Source organism: Oryzobacter terrae (genome assembly GCF_042756445.1).
Taxonomy (GTDB): Bacteria; Actinomycetota; Actinomycetes; order Actinomycetales; family Dermatophilaceae; genus Oryzobacter; species Oryzobacter terrae.
In genome coordinates this window covers 3,873,182-3,889,686 of record NZ_CP170578.1, presented here as the reverse complement: position 1 = coordinate 3,889,686, position 16,505 = coordinate 3,873,182, and the positions used below count along the sequence as shown (strand labels likewise).

The window sequence follows — 16,505 nt, the reverse complement described above, 5'->3', positions numbered from 1 at the left end:
GTCTGGGGGTGCGGCGGGTCGTCACCGCGGGTCACCCGGGCCGAAGCCGCCGGTGGACCCGTGACCAGTCTCCCCCCGGGCGCTGTCCGGAAGCGAATCCGCGACGTCGAAGTCGGCGTGGAGGTAGTGCTGGACCACGAGCTGGGCGATGCGGTCGCCGACGCGCACCGTGAACGGCTCGCGGGGGTCGAGGTTGACGAGGTTGACGAGCACCTCGCCGCGGTAGCCCGAGTCGACGGTTCCCGGGGCGTTGACGATGGTCACGCCGTGGCGGGCCGCGAGGCCCGACCGGGGGTGGACGAGGCCGACGGTGCCCGGCGGCAGCGCGAGGGCCACCCCGGTGGGGACGAGCGCGCGCTCCCCCGGCTCGATCGTCAGGTCCGCGACGCTCGTGAGGTCGGCTCCCGCGTCACCGTCGGTGCTGTACCGGGGCAGCGAGGCCGCCGCGTGGAGCAGCCGGACGGTGACCGGGACGTGGTCGGGCGCGCTCACGGGTGCAGGGACGGCCTCGGGGTGCAGGGGCGACGCCGTCAGGCGGCGCACTCCGTGCAGACGAGGACGCCGCCCTTCTCGCTGGCGAGCTGGCTGCGGTGGTGCACGAGGAAGCACCTCGAGCAGGTGAACTCGTCGGCCTGGCGCGGGAGGACCCTCACCGAGAGCTCCTCACCGGACAGGTCGGCCCCGGGCAGCTCGAAGCCCTCGGCCTGCTCGGTCTCGTCGACGTCGACGCTGGAGGCGCGCTTGTCGACCCGGCGGTTCTTGAGCTCCTCGATGGAGTCCTCGGACAGCTCGTCGTCGGTCTTGCGCGGCGCGTCGTAGTCGGTCGCCATTGCGGTGTTCCACCCTTCGTCGTGTCACTCGGCTCCTGACAACGCACGGATGCCCGAGTTTGTGCCCCGGGTCCGAAGCCGTGGCGCCGCGATTGTGCACCATCGGGCCGGGCTCCGCCACGCCGGGTCCAGCGCGTGACCCGCCGTGGTCGCGGAGCAGCCCGTCGGGTGGCGGATCCGGGGCCTCGCGAGCACCCGGTGAGCGGTCGCCCGGGGAAGGGACCGGGGTCAGGTCGCGGGTGTGACGTGCCGGGCGGTGAGGTCGCGCACCAGGGGTCCGAAGGTGTCGGCGAGACCCGGGGCCGAGGCCCAGGTGAGGTCGGGGTCGGCGACGTCGCCCACCGGACCGCCGATGACCGCGCCGGCCTCCCGGGCGACGAGCTCGCCGGCCGCCCGATCCCACGCGTTGAGGGACGTCTCGTAGTACGCGTCGAGCCGGCCGGCCCCCACGCTGCACAGGTCGAGGGCGGCGCTGCCGTGCCGCCGGATGTCGCGCACCCGCGGCAGCAGCTCGGCCAGGAGCGCCGCCTGGCGGGCCCGCACGTCGGAGGCGTACGAGAAACCGGTGCCGACGAGTGCCATCGAGAGGTCGGTGGCGCCGGTGGCCCGCAGGGTGCGGGTGCCGGCGGGAGTCGTCAGCCGCGCCCCGCCGCCGCGGTGGGCGTGGAAGAGCTCGTCGGTGACCGGTCCGAGCACCGCTCCGGCCACCGCCTCCCAGGCCCCGGGTGTCGAGGGGTCGCCGACGACCGCGGCGAGGGACACGGCGTACGCGGGGATCCCGTAGAGGTAGTTGACCGTGCCGTCGATGGGGTCGACGACCCAGGTGACCCCGCTCGTGCCGGGCCGGCCGCCCTCCTCCTCACCGAGGACGGCATCGTCGGGCCGCAGCTCGGCGAGCAGCCGGAGGACGAGCTCCTGGCTGCGCTGGTCCATCTCGGTCACCGGGTCGGTCTCGGACGACTTCGAGGAGACGCCGAGCTCGGTGGGGCGCTCGTCGACGACGAGGCGACCGGCGGCGCGCACGACCCGGCACGCGACGTCCTCGAGGGCGGCGGGGTCGAGGTCGCGTGGCTCGTCGGGCATCAGTCGCTGCCGCACAGGGCGGGCTTCGCGGCACGAAGGTTGGGGCAGCAGCCGGGCGCACAGACCGAGGGCCGGACGTCGCCGGGCAGCCACGTCTCGGGGACGACGACCTCGCCGCGGGCCTCGGCCGCGCGCTCGAGGAGGAGGTCGACGAGCCCCTCGACGAAGACGTCGTCGGTGTCGGGCGTCGCGACCCGCACGAACGGCACGCCGACCCGCTCGGCCGTCTCGGCGGCCTCGGTGTCGAGGTCGTGGACGACCTCCATGTGGTCGGACACGAAGCCGATGGGCACGACGACGACGGGCCCCGTGGGGTCGTCGGCGGCGAGCTCCTCGATCCGGTCGTTGACGTCGGGCTCGAGCCACGGCTGGTTCGGGGGACCGGAGCGCGAGCAGAATACGAGCTCGCCCGTCACCGCGAGGCCGAGCGCCTCGTTGACCTCGTCGGTGAGCCGGCGGGCGAGGCGCACGTGCTGGTCGGCGTAGAGGTTGCCCTCGCCGTCACCGGGTCCGGACGTGTCGTCCATCGCCTCCGGGACCGAGTGGGTGACGTAGAGGACGCGTGCGCGGTCGCGGTCGGGCAGGTCGGCCATCGCGGCGAGGAGGGCGCGACGCCACGCGGTGCCGAGCCCGGGGTGGACGGCGTAGGGCCGGACCTTGTCGACGACGAGGCCGTCGGCGGCGGGACCGACCTCGTCGACGGCGGCCGCGAGGTCCTCGCGGTACTGCCGGCACGAGGAGTAGCAGGAGTAGGCGCTCGTGAGGAGGGTGACGACCCGGGTGGCGCCGAGGTCGAGCGCCTCCTGCACGGCGTCGGCGAAGTACGGCTCGCTGTTGCGGTTGCCCCAGACGACGGGGACGTCGAGGCCGCGGCGGGCCAGCTCGGCGCGCAGCCGCTCGAGGAGGGCGCGGTTGAGGTCGTTGATCGGGCTGCGGCCCCCGCGGGCGAGGTAGTGCTCGGCGACGACGGCGAGGCGCTCGTCCGGGACGTTCCGGCCCGCGGTGACCCGGCGGAGGAACGGCATCACCTCGTCGGTGGCCTCGGGTCCCCCGAAGGAGCCGAGGAGCACGACGTCGTAGGGCTCGAGCGCTGCCGCCGCGTCTGTCATGGGCCCAGCCTAGAAGGGCAATCCCGAGGGGTCCGGCGTGGGATCCGCGATCCGGGCTCGACGGGGTGGCATTGTCGTCCCCACGACGAGCAACACCGGGAGCCCGAGATGCAGGACCTTCGCCTGATCGGCGTCCACGAGGACGGCCAGCACCTCCTGCTCGCCGACGCCGAGGGCGGGCGGTTCCGCCTCCCCCTCGACGAGGCGCTGCGGGCGGCGGCACGTCGCGACCGTCCCCGGCTGGGGCAGCTGCAGATCGAGATCGAGGGCGGGCTGCGACCCCGCGAGGTCCAGGCCCTCATCCGGCGCGGCCTGTCCGCCGAGGAGGTCGCCGACCGGGCCGGCTGGACCGTCGAGAAGGTCCGGCGCTTCGAGGGACCCGTCCTCGCCGAGCGCGAGCACGTCGCCCGCGTCGCCCAGCAGTGCGCCGTCGGCAGCCGCGGCGGCGGCCCGGTGACGCTCGCCGAGCGGGTCTCCGACCGGCTCAAGGACCGCGGGGTCGACCGCGACGACATCGAGTGGGACTCCTCGCGCGACGAGGAGGGTCACTGGGCCCTGACGATGACCTTCGCCGCCGGCGGGCGCCAGCGCACGGCGACCTGGCGCTACGAGCCGCTCGGCGGGTCGGTGACCCCCGGCAACGACGAGGCGCGCTGGCTCAGCGAGGAGGCCGCGGCCGGGAGCATCCCGACGCCGCACACCGCGTCCTCCGCCGACCACGACGTCTACGACGTCGACGCCGACGGCGGGCTCGGGCGCACCCGGGCGCAGCGCGCCGCCCACGAGCCCATCGACCTCATGGCCGCGATGCGCGAGCACAGCACCCGCGGCCGGCGCGGTCGCAGCCGGCGCCCCTCCCCCACGTCGACCCCCGGCGACCACGACCCCCGCCACGACGCGCTCCCCCTCGACGAGCTGGCCACCGACCCCGCGTCGGTCCCCCCGCCGCCCGCGGCCCGGGGGCGCAACCCGCTGTCGGCCCACCTCGACGAGGTGCCCGACGACGCCACCGCCGACGAGCTGGTCGGCGGCTTCCCCGACGACGCGGCCGACGAGCCGGGGGCGGTGGCCGCCGAGACCCGCGCGCCGGAGGACGACTCCGCCACCGCACCGGCTCCCGAGGCCGCGGCCGACGCGGCGCCCGAGGACGACGAGCCGGCCGCCGCCGAGGCGCCCATCCGTCGACCGGCCGCCTCCCGCAAGGGCCGGCCGAGCGTCCCGAGCTGGGACGACATCGTCTTCGGCACCAAGGGCTCCTGACCACCGCGGTCCTGCGGCCGGGGCGTGCCGCCACGGCTCCACCCGGCTTCGGTGCGCTTCACCCCGGTTCTCATCCGGGGTGAAGCGCACAAGTTCGGGGTGACCCCGAACTTGCGCCGTGCCGGGGCGGCGTCAGGCGGGCGGCGGGACGGGGCAGACGTCGAGGTCGAAGGGCAGCACGTCGGGCGAGACCGCCGCGGCCCGGGCCGCGTGGCTGTTCATCCGCCGCATGTAGTGGCGGCGGCAGAGCACCTCGTACTCGACGAGCCCCGCGCTCGCGGCGGCGGTGTCGCCGACGACGACCTGCTCGCCCTCGACGACCATGACGCCGTCGACGATGCGCGCGTTGTGGGTGGCCTTGCGCCCGCACCAGCACAGCGCCTCGACCTGGAGGAGCTGGACCCGGTCGGCGAGCTCGATGAGACGGCGCGAGCCGGGGAAGAGCTCGGTGCGGAAGTCCGCGGTGATGCCGAACGCCGTGACGTCGATGCCCATCTCGTCGACGACCCGGGCCAGCTGCTCGACCTGCAGCGGCGTGTAGAACTGGGCCTCGTCGCAGATGAGGTAGTCGATCCGCGCGCCGGAGGTGAGGCGCTCGACGATCTCGTCCCAGAAGTCGAGGTCGTCGTGGACCTCGATCGCCGGTGTCGAGAGCCCGAGCCGCGAGGACAGCACCGAGTCGCCCATCCGGTCGAGCTTGGTGAAGATCAGCCCCTGACGACCACGCGTGCTGTTGTTGTGGTCCATCTGGAGCGCGAGGGTCGACTTGCCGCAGTCCATCGTGCCCGAGAAGAAGATCAGGTCCGCCACGAGGGGAGAGCCTAGGCGACGTCGGCGGCCGGGACGTGCGCGACCGGCACCGCCACCTCGTCCGCGCTGAGCGAGCCGTGGAGGCCGATGAGGGCGAGCAGCTCGGGGCGCGCACGGCGCGAGTCGACGACGGCGAACGGCCCGTGGGTCACGACGACGAGGTCCCCGATCCGCGGCAGGTTCGTGGGGTCGACCACGCCGAACCACCCTGCCGCCACGGCCTCCTCACGACCCAGGACCTGGGCACGCTCCCCCAGCACCTCGCTCCACGCCGCTCGGACGTCGTCGGCCGCGCCGGGCTCGGTCCACACCTGCGGCGCGCGGAACTCGGCCGACACGTGCCGCGCCCCCGCCGCCAGTCGCGGGTCGTCGGCGACGTCGACGCGCTGGTGGAGGGGGACGTCGACCATCCCGTGGTCGGCCGTCACCGTGAGCGAGCAGTCGCGGGGCAGGGAGGCCGCGAGCCGGGCCAGCTCGCGGTCGACCGCCTCGAGCTCGTCACCCCACTGCCACGCGTCGCACCCGAAGACGTGGCCGACCTTGTCGAGCTCGCCCCAGTAGAGGTGGACGAGGGCGCGGGGCGTGGCGCGCACCGCGGCGAGCGTGGCGTCGACCCGGGCGGCCAGCGTGTCGGCGGCGGCGAACCGGCCCCCGCGCAGCGCGGCGTTGGTCAGGCCCGAGCCGTCGAAGTACGCCGGGCCGACCCTCGTCACGGGCACCCCGGACCGGTGGACCCGCTCGAAGACGGTCTCGTGTGGCTGCCAGCGCAGCGGGTCGGGGCCGTCCTCCCACGACAGCTCGTTGAGGAGGCGGTCCTCCCCCGGCACGAGCACCTCGTAGCCGACGAGGCCGTGCGCCCCCGCCGCGAGCCCGGTGCCGAACGTGCCCATCGAGGTCGCCGTCGTCGACGGGAAGCCCGCCGGGACCCGGCGGGTCGTGGGCAGCAGCGAGCGCAGGAACGGGGCGTGCCCGGCGCGGCGGACGAGGAGGTCGTGGCCGAGCCCGTCGACGAGGACCGTGACCGAGCGTCGCGAGGGGGCGAGCTCGAGGCGCGGGGTCGGGCGGTCACCGGGCGTGGGGACGCCCAGCGACACCGCGACCGCGGGCAGGACGTCGGCGAGCCCGGGTCCGTCGGCGTCGAGCGGGAGACCGGCCTCGGCGGCGGTCACCCTCAGCCCTGGCCGATGGCGGCCGAGAGCTCGCGGGCGAACGACAGCGCCCGCACGAGGGCGTCCTCGCCGTCGGCCGCGGCGGAGATCCGCAGGGCGATGTCGTCGCCGGTGATCGTGCCCTCGTAGCCGTGGTCGGCGTCGCAGTCGGGGTCGGCACACGAGGCCGGGACGAGGTCGAGCCGGGCCACGGTGCCCCAGCCGAGGGTCAGCGTGACCTCGCGGCCCAGGCTGCCCGGCACGTAGGTCGACGGGCTCTCGACGACGTGGGTGAGCATGACGCCCCGCACCGCCGACAGCGGGATCGACTCGGTCGTCGCGGTGGCGACGTCCTGCGGGGCCGGGGGCTCGTCGGCGTGGTCGTCGGCGTGCGCGATGAGCAGGCGCGAGGGCGTGAGGACGAGCACGGTGATGTGGCGGCGCACGACGTCGCGGTCGAAGGTCGTCTCGAGGTGGACCAGGTGGTTGGCGATCGGCTCCCCCACGAGCGCGGCGGCGACGACGTCGGCGACGAGCGCCGGGTAGTAGCCGGCACGGACGATGGCGTCGGTCAGCTCGACCGGCAGGGTGGGGGCGTCGGAGGGACTGCTCATCCCCCCATTCTGCCCCGCCCGCGCGGCCCTCATGGCGCGCCGTCCCCACCCACCACCCGCCCTCGGCGCTCGCCACGGCACGGAGGGCGGGAGAAGGGAAGCGCTCAGGTGAGGGAGCGGCGCCCCGGGTCGGTGCGGCGGGGAGCCGGCGCCAGGACGATCTCGGCCCCGAGGACCTCGACCCCGCCCGGGTGGGCGTTGACCGGGTTGAGCACGAGGGAGGCGACCTCCGGCAGGTCGTCGGCGAGCACCGAGACCCGGGCGATGAGGTCGGCGAGCGCGGCGCGGTGGATCGGCGCCGACCCGCGGTGCCCGTGGAGCACCGGCGACGCCTTCACCGACGAGATGAGCTCGGACACCGTGACGTCGGTGAGGGGCGGGATGCGGTAGGCGATGTCGCCGAGGAGCTCGGTCGGCAGGCCCGCCACCGAGAACCCGATGACCGGCCCGAAGAGCGGGTCCTCGTCGGAGGTGACGACGACGGGGACGCCGGGGGTCGCCATCCGCTGGACGACGAGCCGGTCGGCGTCGAGCGGGGCGAGCCGGTCGGTGAGCGAGTCCCACCCCGCGCGCAGGGCGGCCTCGTCGCGCAGGTCGATCCGCAGCCCGCCGACCCCGCCCTGGTGGCGCAGCATCGGCGCCGTCGACTTGAGGACGACGGGGTAGCCGACCTCCTCGGCCGCCGCGACCGCCTCGTCGGGCGAGCGTGCCTCGCGCTTGGTCCACACGTCGATCCCGTAGGCGGTGAGCAGGGCCCGCGCCTCGTCCTCGGAGAGCCGCCGCCCCTTGGGCTCGACCGACAGCACCGTCTCGACGACGTCCTCGGCGATGCGGCGGTTGATCCCGGGCGGGGCGAGCGGCGTGCCGCGGTCCTTGGCCCGCCACTGGCCGTACCGGGTGGCGGCGGCGAGGGCGCGCACGGCGTCCTCGGGCATCGAGTAGACGGGGATGGCCCGGGCCGACCCCCCGGTGCCCGTGACGCTCGAGTGGCCGTCGTCGACCCCCCGCATCCCGAGGAAGACGGCCGCGACCGGCTTGGTGGCGTCCTCGGCCGCCTCGCGCACGGCGGCCGCGACGTCCTCGTCGCCGGTGACGAGCGGGGGGATGAAGCAGGCGAGGACCGAGTCGACCCGGGGGTCGTCGAACGCGGCGCGCAGGGCGGTGCGGAACTCCGCCGCGGTCGACTCGCTGCGCAGGTCGGCGGGTCCGTGCGTGACGGTGAGGCCCCACCCGGTGCAGGCGTCGGCCGCGAGGGTGCCCAGGGCCGCGGAGTTGGCGACGACGGCCACCCGGTCGCCCGTCGGGAGGGGCTGGTGGGTGACGAGCTGGGCGACGTCGAAGAGCTGGTGGACGTTCTCGACCCGGATGACGCCGGCCTGCTTGAGCATCGCCGAGAACACCTCGGGCCGCGCCTTGGTGGCCCGCACGCGGTGGCCCGGCGGGACGCCGAACCGGCTGACGCCGGACTTCACGACGATGACCGGCTTGATGAGGGCCAGGTTCCGGGCGATCCGCGAGAACTTGCGCGGGTTGCCCATCGACTCGAGGTAGAGGCCGACCGCGTCGGTGGAGTCGTCGTCGATCCAGTACTGCATGAAGTCGTTGCCCGACACGTCGACCCGGTTCCCCGCGGAGCCGAACGACGAGATGCCCAGGTTGCGCCGCGCCGCCGACGCGAGGACCGCGATGCCGAGGGCGCCGGACTGGGCGAAGAGCCCGAACCGGCCGCGGGGCGGCACCACCGGCGCGAGGGAGGCGTTGAGGTTGACCGCGGCGTCGGTGTTGATGATCCCGAAGGAGTTCGGCCCGACGACCCGCATCCCCGCCCCACGGGCCCGGCGGACGAGCTCGGCCTGGAGCCGCGCGCCGTCGCGCCCCTCCTCGGCGAAGCCCGACGAGACGACGAGCAGCGCCTTGACGCCGGCCTCGGCGCACTCGTCGACGACCTCGAGGACGGCGTGGGCCGGGACGGCGATGACGGCGAGGTCGACCGGCTCGGGGATGGCACCCACCGACGGGTAGGCCCGGCGCCGGCGCAGTGTCCGCACGTTGGGGTTGACCGGGTGGACCTTCCCGGTGAAGCCCGACGAGACGATGCGCTCGAGGACGTGGGTCCCCATCGCGTCCTTGCGCCGGCTCGCCCCCACGACCGCGACGACCGACGGGTTGAGCAGGGCCCGCAGGCTCTGGGCCTCGGCGCGGTGCTCGCGCGACATCTCGACGGCCCGCGACCGGTCGGTGGGCTCGATGTCGAACCAGACCTCGACGACGCCGTCCTCGACGTGGCGGGCGACCTCGTACCCCGCGTCGGCGAAGACCGCGAGCATCTTGCGGTTCTGCGGCAGCACCTCCGCCGTGAAGCGGCTGATCCCGAGGTCGCGGGCGATGGCGGCGAGGTGCTCGAGGAGGACCGAGCCGATCCCCTTGCCCTGGTAGTGGTCGCTGATGTTGAAGGCGACCTCGGCGCTGCGGGCGTCGATCCGGTCGTAGCGGCCGATCCCGACGATCTCCTCGCGCAGCGTCACGACGAGGGCGACGCGGTCGACGTAGTCGACGTGGGTGAAGCGGTGGACGTCGGAGTCGCTGAGCCGGCGCAGCGGCGCGAAGAACCGCAGGTAGATCGACTCGTCGGACTGGGCGGCGTGGAAGCGGTGGACCCCGGCGGTGTCGGAGGGCCGGATCGGTCGCACGCTCGCGACGGTGCCGTCCCGGAGGACGACGTCGGCCTCCCAGTCGGCGCGGTAGCCCGGAGGGAGCTCCTCGTCGCTCATGGCCCCATCGTGCCACCCGCCCCACCGCGCCGTCCGACGGGCAGACTGGCCCCGTGGAGCTGCGTGACGCCGTCCGACGACGGCGCATGGTGCGCCGCTTCGACCCCGACCGACCGGTGGCCGAGGCGGTCGTCCGCGACCTCGTCGGCCTCGCCGTGCGGGCCCCGAGCGCCGGGTTCAGCCAGGGCTGGGACTTCCTCGTCCTCCTCGACCCCGCCGACCGGGCCGCCTTCTGGGGCGCCACCGACGACGGACGCCCCTCCGACTCGTGGCGTCGCGGCGTCTCGGAGGCGCCCGCCCTCGTCCTGTGCCTGTCGCACCCGGAGGCCTACCTCGACCGCTACGCGCTGCCCGACAAGGGCTGGACCGACCGCTCCCCCGACCGGTGGCCCGTGCCGTATTGGGACACCGACACGGCGATGGCCGCGATGGTCCTGCTCCTCGGGGCCGAGGACGCCGGGCTCGGCGCGCTGTTCTTCGGGGTGCCGGGTGAGCGCCACGACGCGGTGCACGCGGCGCTCGGCATCCCCACCGACCGCCGGGTCGTCGGGGTCGTCGCGCTGGGCCACGAGGCCGAGCGGGTCGGCGGGTCCCCCCGGACCCGGGCCCGGCGGCCGCTCGAGGACGTCCTCCACGTCGGCCGGTTCGGAGTGTCGGCTCGGCCGCCGGAGCGGCGTTTGTGAGGATGGGGCCGACCCCCGTCGTGGCGCCGCCACGACCCTGACCGACCCGGAGCGAAGCCCCACCTCATGGCCAGGCGCAGCGACACCCCTCCCCCCGAGGACATCGTCGAGCACATCGTCGACATCGACGTCGAGGACGAGATGCGCTCGGCGTTCCTCGAGTACTCCTACAGCGTCATCTACTCGCGCGCCCTGCCCGACGCCCGCGACGGCCTCAAGCCCGTGCAGCGCCGGATCCTGTTCGGGATGAGCGAGCTGGGGCTGCGCCCCGACCGGCCGCACGTGAAGTCCAGCCGGGTCGTCGGCGAGGTCATGGGCAAGTACCACCCGCACGGCGACACGGCGATCTACGACGCCCTGGTCCGCATGGCCCAGCCGTTCACGATGCGCCTGCCGCTCGTCGACGGCCACGGCAACTTCGGCTCCCTCGACGACGGCCCCGCCGCCTCGCGCTACACCGAGGCGCGGATGGCGCCCGCCGCCCTGCTCATGGTCGCCGGGCTCGACGAGGACACCGTCGACTACGTCCCCAACTACGACGACTCGCTGACCCAGCCCGGCGTCATGCCCGCGGCCTGCCCCAACCTGCTCGTCAACGGGGCCAGCGGCATCGCCGTCGGCATGGCCACGAACATGGCCCCGCACAACCTCGTCGAGGTCATCGGCGCCGCCCGCCACCTCATCACCCACCCCGACTGCTCCCTCGACGACCTGATGAAGTTCGTCCCCGGCCCGGACCTGCCCGGCGGCGGCCGGATCATCGGGCTCGAGGGCATCCGCGACGCCTACCTCACCGGCCGCGGCCCCTTCCGCACCCGGGCGACCGCCCGGGTCGAGAAGCTCACCCCGCGCCGGATGGGCATCACCGTCACCGAGCTGCCCTACCTCGTCGGGGTCGAGAAGGTCATCGAGCGGGTCAAGACCCTCGTGCAGTCCAAGAAGCTCCAGGGCGTCAGCGACGTCAAGGACCTCACCGACCGCAAGAACGGGATGCGCCTGGTCTTCGAGGTCAAGAACGGCTTCAACCCCGACGCCGTCCTCGAGCAGCTCTACAAGCTGACCCCGATGGAGGACTCCTTCGGCATCAACGCCGTCGCGCTCGTCGACGGGCAGCCGCGCACCCTGGGCCTCAAGGAGCTGCTGCGCACCTACGTCGACTTCCGCATCGACGTCGTGCGCCGCCGCACGGCGTTCCGCCTCGGCCGGCGCCGTGACCGCCTCCACCTCGTCGAGGGCCTCATCGTCGCCATCCTCGACATCGACGAGGTCATCCAGCTGATCCGCGGCTCCGACGACACCGCGGCCGCCAAGGCCCGGCTCATCTCGGTGTTCGACCTCTCCGACCTCCAGGCCGAGTACATCCTCGAGCTCCAGCTGCGTCGCCTCACCCGGTTCTCGCGGATCGAGCTCGAGACCGAGCGCGACGAGCTCCAGCGCCAGATCGAGGCCCTCGAGGCGATCCTCGCCGACGAGAAGGTCCTGCGGAAGCTCGTCTCCGACGAGCTCGCCGACGTCGCCAAGGCCCACGGCACCCCGCGGCGCACCGTCCTCCTCGAGTCGGCCGGGACGCCCGCGACGTCGGCCACCCCGCTCGAGGTCACCGACGACCCCTGCTGGGTCCTGCTCTCCTCCACCGGCCTGCTCGCCCGGACGTCCGACGCCGAGCCCGTGCCCGCCGAGGGCGGCCGGGCGAAGCACGACGCGATCGTCGGCGCCGTGCGCACCACGGCCAGGGGCGAGTTCGGCCTCGTCACCTCCGCCGGCCGGATGGTGCGGATGTCGGCCCTCGAGCTGCCGACCCTGCCCCCGCTCGGCGGGGCACCGAGCCTGTCGGGCGGCGCGCCAGTCGCCGTCTTCGTCGACCTCCCGGCCGGCGAGGAGCCGCTGACCATCGTCCCCCTCGACGCCGAGGGCCCGGGCATCGCGCTCGGCACGGCCCAGGGCGTCGTCAAGCGGGTCACCCCCGACCACCCCGCGCGCGGCGACTGGGAGGTCGTCTCGCTCAAGGACGGCGACCGCGTCGTCGGCGCCGTCGCCCTGCGCGACGGGGCCGAGGACCTCGTCTTCGTCACCTCCGACGCCCAGCTGCTGCGCTTCCCCGCGTCCGCCGTGCGCCCGCAGGGCCGGGCGGCCGGCGGCATGGCCGGGGTGCGCCTCTCCCCCGGCGCCACCGTCACCTTCTTCGGCGCCGTCGACCCCGCCGCCGACAACGTCGTCGTCACGTCGGCCGGGTCCTCCGACGCCCTGCCCGGCACCCAGCCGGGCTCGATGAAGGTCACCCCCTTCGGCGAGTACCCGGCCAAGGGCCGCGGGACGGGCGGCGTTCGGGCCCACCGGTTCCTGCGCGGTGAGGACGCCCTCGTCGTCGCGTGGGTCGGGGCGCAGCCGGCCCGGGCTTCCGGCGCGAACGGCGTGCCCCTCGAGCTGCCCGAGGCCCTGGGCCGGCGCGACGGGTCCGGCACGACCTTCCCGGCCGTCGTCGCCGGCGTCGGCGCCCCCGTCCGCTGACGCCCTCGGCGGGACCGTCCGCCCGAGGCGTGCCGTCGCGCCAGTTCCCGTGTTACGGAATCGTTACCGCCGTGCGGCACGGCGACCGTTGCGCGGATGCGTAAACGCTTTTACGTTTGGTCGCGGTTCCCCTCATCGCCGAGGCCCTACCCGTCTCGGTGCGACCAGTGAAATGGAGGCGGGCTATGGCCCTCAGCTCAAAGCGGCGCTATGCAGCGCTGTCCGGCATCGTCGCGGTGGCACTCACCGCGACCGCCTGTGGCGGTGGCGGATCGGACGACCCCGGTGACACCGGTGACGGCGGTTCCGCCAGCACGATCGACTGCGCCCCCTACACCAAGTTCGGTGACCTCAAGGGCAAGACCGTCACGGTCTACACCTCGATCACCGCGCCGGAGGACGCCCCCCACCAGGCCTCGTACAAGCCGTTCGAGTCCTGCACCGGCGTCACCATCAAGTACGAAGGCTCCAAGGAGTTCGAGGCGCAGCTCCCCGTGCGCGTCAAGGGCGGCAACGCCCCCGACATCGCGTACCTGCCGCAGCCGGGTCTGCTCCAGACCATGGTCGCGACCGGTCAGGTGAAGGAGGCCCCGCCCGAGGTCGTCGCCAACGTCGACGCGAACATGCCCGACTTCAAGGAGTACGGCACCGTCGACGGCAAGTTCTACGGCGCCGCGCTCGGCGCGAACGTCAAGTCGTTCGTCTGGTACTCCCCCTCGGCCTTCGCCGACAAGGGCTACCAGATCCCGAAGACGTGGGACGAGCTGCTGACCCTCTCCGAGAAGATCGCCACCGACAACCCCGGTGACGACGTCAAGCCCTGGTGCGCCGGCATCGAGTCCGGTGACGCCACCGGGTGGACCGCCACCGACTGGGTCGAGGACGTCATGCTCCGCACCGCGGGCGCCGAGACGTACGACAAGTGGGTCAAGCACGAGATCCCCTTCAACGACCCGGCCGTCGCCACCGCTCTCGCGGAGGTCGGCAAGATCCTCAAGAACCCCAAGTACGTCAACGGCGGGTACGGCGACGTCAAGACGATCGCCTCGACCTCGTTCCAGGACGGCGGCCAGCCGATCCTCGACGGCTCGTGCTACATGCACCGCCAGGCGTCGTTCTACGCGGCCAACTGGCCCGAGGGCACCAAGGTCGCCGAGGACGGCGACGTCTGGGCCTTCTACCTCCCGGCCAAGGACGCGTCCACCAAGCCGGTCCTCGGTGGTGGCGAGTTCGTCGCCGCCTTCGCCGACCGTCCCGAGGTCAAGGCCTTCCAGACCTACCTGGCCTCGACCGAGTGGGCCAACGAGCGCGCGAAGACCTGTGGTGGTGGCGGTTGCGTGACGGCGAACAAGAACGCCGACGCCAGCCTCCTGAAGAACCCGGTCGACAAGCTCTCCGCGGAGCAGCTGACCGACAAGAGCGCGACCTTCCGCTTCGACGCCTCGGACCTCATGCCGGGCGCCGTCGGTTCGGGCACGTTCTGGAAGGGCATGACCAACTGGATCACCGGTCAGGACGACAAGGCCACGCTCGACTTCATCGAGCAGTCGTGGCCGAAGTGACCCTGGTCTGAAGCACCACGGTCCACCCGAGCCGGGGTGGGGGCGAACAGCCTTCGCCCCCACCCCGGCTCTCCTTCTTCGTGACTCGACCCGGAGGTGGCGTCAATGACGACCAACGTCCTCGGTGCGGTCGGGACCGGGGTCATCCCCGAGCCCTTCCTGCGCGCTGAAAGCGTCGGCGGCAAGTTCTTCCTCATGTTCTTCGCGGTCGCGTTCTTCGCGGCCGTCTTCGGTCTCGTGCTCTTCCTCGCCTCGCTGTTCAAGGGGCGTCGTGGCGAGCAGGCCCAGGGCGCGATCTTCGTCGGCCCGGCCGTCCTGCTCCTCGCGGTCGGCCTGATGTACCCCGCGATCCTCACCATCATCCAGTCGCTGCGCGGCAAGACGGGTGAGGGCGGCTTCTCCCTCGAGAACTACTCGGCGATGTTCACCCAGCCCGAGCTGCTGCTCGTGCTGCGCAACACGGCCCTCTGGGTCATCCTCGTGCCGTTCCTCGCGACGGCCATCGGCCTGCTCTACGCGATCCTCATCGACCGCGCCAAGGGCGAGGCCTTCGCCAAGGCCCTGATCTTCCTCCCGATGGCGATCTCCATGGTCGGCGCCGGCATCATCTGGAAGTTCGTCTACCAGTACAAGCAGAGCTCGCGGCCGCAGATCGGCCTGCTCAACGGGATCCTCAAGGCCCTGGGCCTGGACACCCAGCAGTTCCTCCTCGACGCCCCGCTCAACACCCTGATGCTCATCGTCGTCATGGTGTGGATCCAGGCGGGCTTCGCGATGACGGTGCTCTCCGCCGCCATCAAGGCGATCCCCGACGAGATCATCGAGGCCGCGCGCCTCGACGGCGTCCAGGGCGTGAAGATGTTCCGCTTCATCACCCTGCCGAGCATCCGGGCAGCACTCGTCGTCGTCCTCACGACGATCGGCATCGGCACGCTCAAGGTCTTCGACATCGTCCGCACGATGACCGCGGGCCAGTTCGACACCTCGGTCGTGGCCAACGAGTTCTACAACCAGAGCTTCCGCTACAACGCACCCGGTCTGGGTGCCGCGCTCGCGGTGCTGCTGTTCATCCTCGTCATCCCGATCGTCGTCTACAACATCATCCAGATGCGCAAGGAGGCCTGAGCCGTGAGCACCCTCCAGCCGGCAGCGACGCCGGAGTCCGTCGCCGAGGACGCCACCACCGACGTCGCGGGTGGCGGCAAGCGCCGCCGCAAGGGCAAGGCGGGCGACGCGTCACGCGCCGTCACCTCGCCGTGGGCCTCGGTCGTCGCGATCATCATCGCGGTGCTGTGGACGACGCCGACCCTCGGTCTGCTCGTCACCTCCTTCCGTGGCCAGCGCGACATCAACACGACGGGGTGGTGGACCGCCTGGCGCGATCCGGGCGCCTTCACCCTCGACAACTACCGCCAGGCGCTCGCGCCCGGCAGCTCGGCGGGACTCGGCCAGTACTTCATCAACACGATCGTCATCACCGTCCCCGCGGTGCTCCTGCCGATCTTCCTGGCCTCGCTCGCCGCGTACGCCTTCGCGTGGATGCCCTTCCCGGGTCGCGACGCGCTGTTCGTCGCGGTGTTCGCCCTCCAGATCGTGCCGCTCCAGGTCGCCCTCATCCCGCTGCTCGACATCTACGTCAACAAGCTGGGCTTCGGGGCGTCGTACTGGTCGGTCTGGTTGTCGCACACCATCTTCGCGCTACCACTGGCGACCTTCCTCATCCACAACTTCATGCGCGAGCTCCCGGGCGAGCTCATGGAGGCGGCCCGCGTCGACGGTGCGGGGCACGTGACGATCTTCTTCAAAATCCTCCTGCCCCTCCTCACCCCGGCCCTGGCCGCGTTCGGGATCTTCCAGTTCCTGTGGGTGTGGAACGACCTGCTCGTCTCCCTCGTGTTCCTCGGTGGAACGCCCGACGTCGCGCCCATCACGGTGCGCGTCGCCGAGCTCTCCGGCTCCCGAGGAAGTGCGTGGTACCTGCTGTCGGCCGGTGCGTTCATCTCGATGATCGTCCCCGTCGCGGTCTTCCTCGCGCTCCAGCGGTTCTTCGTCCGCGGCCTGCTCGCGGGCGGGCTCAAGGGCTGACGCCGGCGGACGCTGCGAAGGAGCGAAGCTCATCAGCACCAT

The 16,505-nt window shown here is 73.1% G+C and carries 14 protein-coding genes; 6 read left to right on the top strand and 8 right to left on the bottom strand.

Annotated features, from left to right (window positions below; all coding sequences use genetic code 11):
• Positions 1–21 precede the first annotated feature (21 nt).
• From dut to ACFWN3_RS18490, 4 genes are all read right to left on the bottom strand, one after another.
• Entirely contained in the window at positions 22–492 is a 471-nt protein-coding gene (gene dut, locus ACFWN3_RS18505) for a dUTP diphosphatase (protein WP_377642177.1), read from the bottom strand.
• A gap of 38 nt (positions 493–530) precedes the next feature.
• A complete protein-coding gene (locus tag ACFWN3_RS18500; protein ID WP_377642174.1) occupies positions 531–830 on the bottom strand; it encodes a DUF4193 domain-containing protein in 300 nt (99 codons plus the stop codon).
• Positions 831–1,058: 228 nt separating this feature from the next.
• On the bottom strand, positions 1,059–1,913 hold the full coding sequence (locus ACFWN3_RS18495; RefSeq protein ID WP_377642172.1) for an inositol monophosphatase family protein: 855 nt from the start codon (positions 1,911–1,913) through the stop codon (positions 1,059–1,061).
• The gene (locus ACFWN3_RS18490) at positions 1,913–3,022 is read right to left on the bottom strand and encodes a ferrochelatase (protein WP_377642170.1); all 1,110 of its coding nucleotides are present in this window, start codon (positions 3,020–3,022) and stop codon (positions 1,913–1,915) included. Before ACFWN3_RS18490 ends, ACFWN3_RS18495 begins: the two co-directional genes overlap by 1 nt.
• A gap of 108 nt (positions 3,023–3,130) precedes the next feature.
• Between ACFWN3_RS18490 and sepH the strand changes: the two genes are divergently transcribed.
• A complete protein-coding gene (sepH, locus tag ACFWN3_RS18485) occupies positions 3,131–4,282 on the top strand; it encodes a septation protein SepH (RefSeq protein WP_377642168.1) in 1,152 nt (383 codons plus the stop codon).
• 132 nt (positions 4,283–4,414) lie between these two features.
• Here sepH and ACFWN3_RS18480 read toward each other — a convergent pair whose 3' ends face one another.
• The 4 genes from ACFWN3_RS18480 to ACFWN3_RS18465 all read right to left on the bottom strand — a co-directional run bounded on the left by ACFWN3_RS18480 (position 4,415) and on the right by ACFWN3_RS18465 (position 9,625).
• On the bottom strand, positions 4,415–5,092 hold the full coding sequence (locus tag ACFWN3_RS18480; protein ID WP_377642166.1) for a thymidine kinase: 678 nt from the start codon (positions 5,090–5,092) through the stop codon (positions 4,415–4,417).
• An 11-nt stretch (positions 5,093–5,103) separates the two neighbouring features.
• A complete protein-coding gene (locus ACFWN3_RS18475) occupies positions 5,104–6,261 on the bottom strand; it encodes an alkaline phosphatase family protein (RefSeq protein ID WP_377642165.1) in 1,158 nt (385 codons plus the stop codon).
• 2 nt (positions 6,262–6,263) lie between these two features.
• A complete protein-coding gene (locus tag ACFWN3_RS18470; RefSeq protein WP_377642163.1) occupies positions 6,264–6,854 on the bottom strand; it encodes a DUF5998 family protein in 591 nt (196 codons plus the stop codon).
• Between the two features lie 104 nt (positions 6,855–6,958).
• The gene (locus ACFWN3_RS18465; RefSeq protein ID WP_377642161.1) at positions 6,959–9,625 is read right to left on the bottom strand and encodes a GNAT family N-acetyltransferase; all 2,667 of its coding nucleotides are present in this window, start codon (positions 9,623–9,625) and stop codon (positions 6,959–6,961) included.
• A 53-nt stretch (positions 9,626–9,678) separates the two neighbouring features.
• Here ACFWN3_RS18465 and ACFWN3_RS18460 point away from each other — a divergent pair, with 53 nt between their 5' ends.
• The 5 genes from ACFWN3_RS18460 (at position 9,679) to ACFWN3_RS18440 (ending at position 16,463) form a co-directional block, all read left to right on the top strand.
• Positions 9,679–10,308 carry a nitroreductase family protein gene (locus ACFWN3_RS18460; RefSeq protein ID WP_377642159.1) on the top strand — a complete coding sequence of 210 codons (630 nt, stop codon included), beginning with the start codon at positions 9,679–9,681 and terminating at the stop codon, positions 10,306–10,308.
• Between the two features lie 66 nt (positions 10,309–10,374).
• Entirely contained in the window at positions 10,375–12,816 is a 2,442-nt protein-coding gene (locus ACFWN3_RS18455) for a DNA topoisomerase (ATP-hydrolyzing) subunit A (RefSeq protein ID WP_377642157.1), read from the top strand.
• 185 nt (positions 12,817–13,001) lie between these two features.
• On the top strand, positions 13,002–14,378 hold the full coding sequence (locus ACFWN3_RS18450) for an ABC transporter substrate-binding protein (RefSeq protein WP_377642156.1): 1,377 nt from the start codon (positions 13,002–13,004) through the stop codon (positions 14,376–14,378).
• 105 nt (positions 14,379–14,483) lie between these two features.
• The gene (locus ACFWN3_RS18445; RefSeq protein WP_377642154.1) at positions 14,484–15,503 is read left to right on the top strand and encodes a carbohydrate ABC transporter permease; all 1,020 of its coding nucleotides are present in this window, start codon (positions 14,484–14,486) and stop codon (positions 15,501–15,503) included.
• Positions 15,504–15,506: 3 nt separating this feature from the next.
• Positions 15,507–16,463, top strand: a complete 957-nt coding sequence (locus ACFWN3_RS18440) for a carbohydrate ABC transporter permease (protein ID WP_377642152.1) — start codon at positions 15,507–15,509, stop codon at positions 16,461–16,463.
• Positions 16,464–16,505 lie beyond the last annotated feature (42 nt).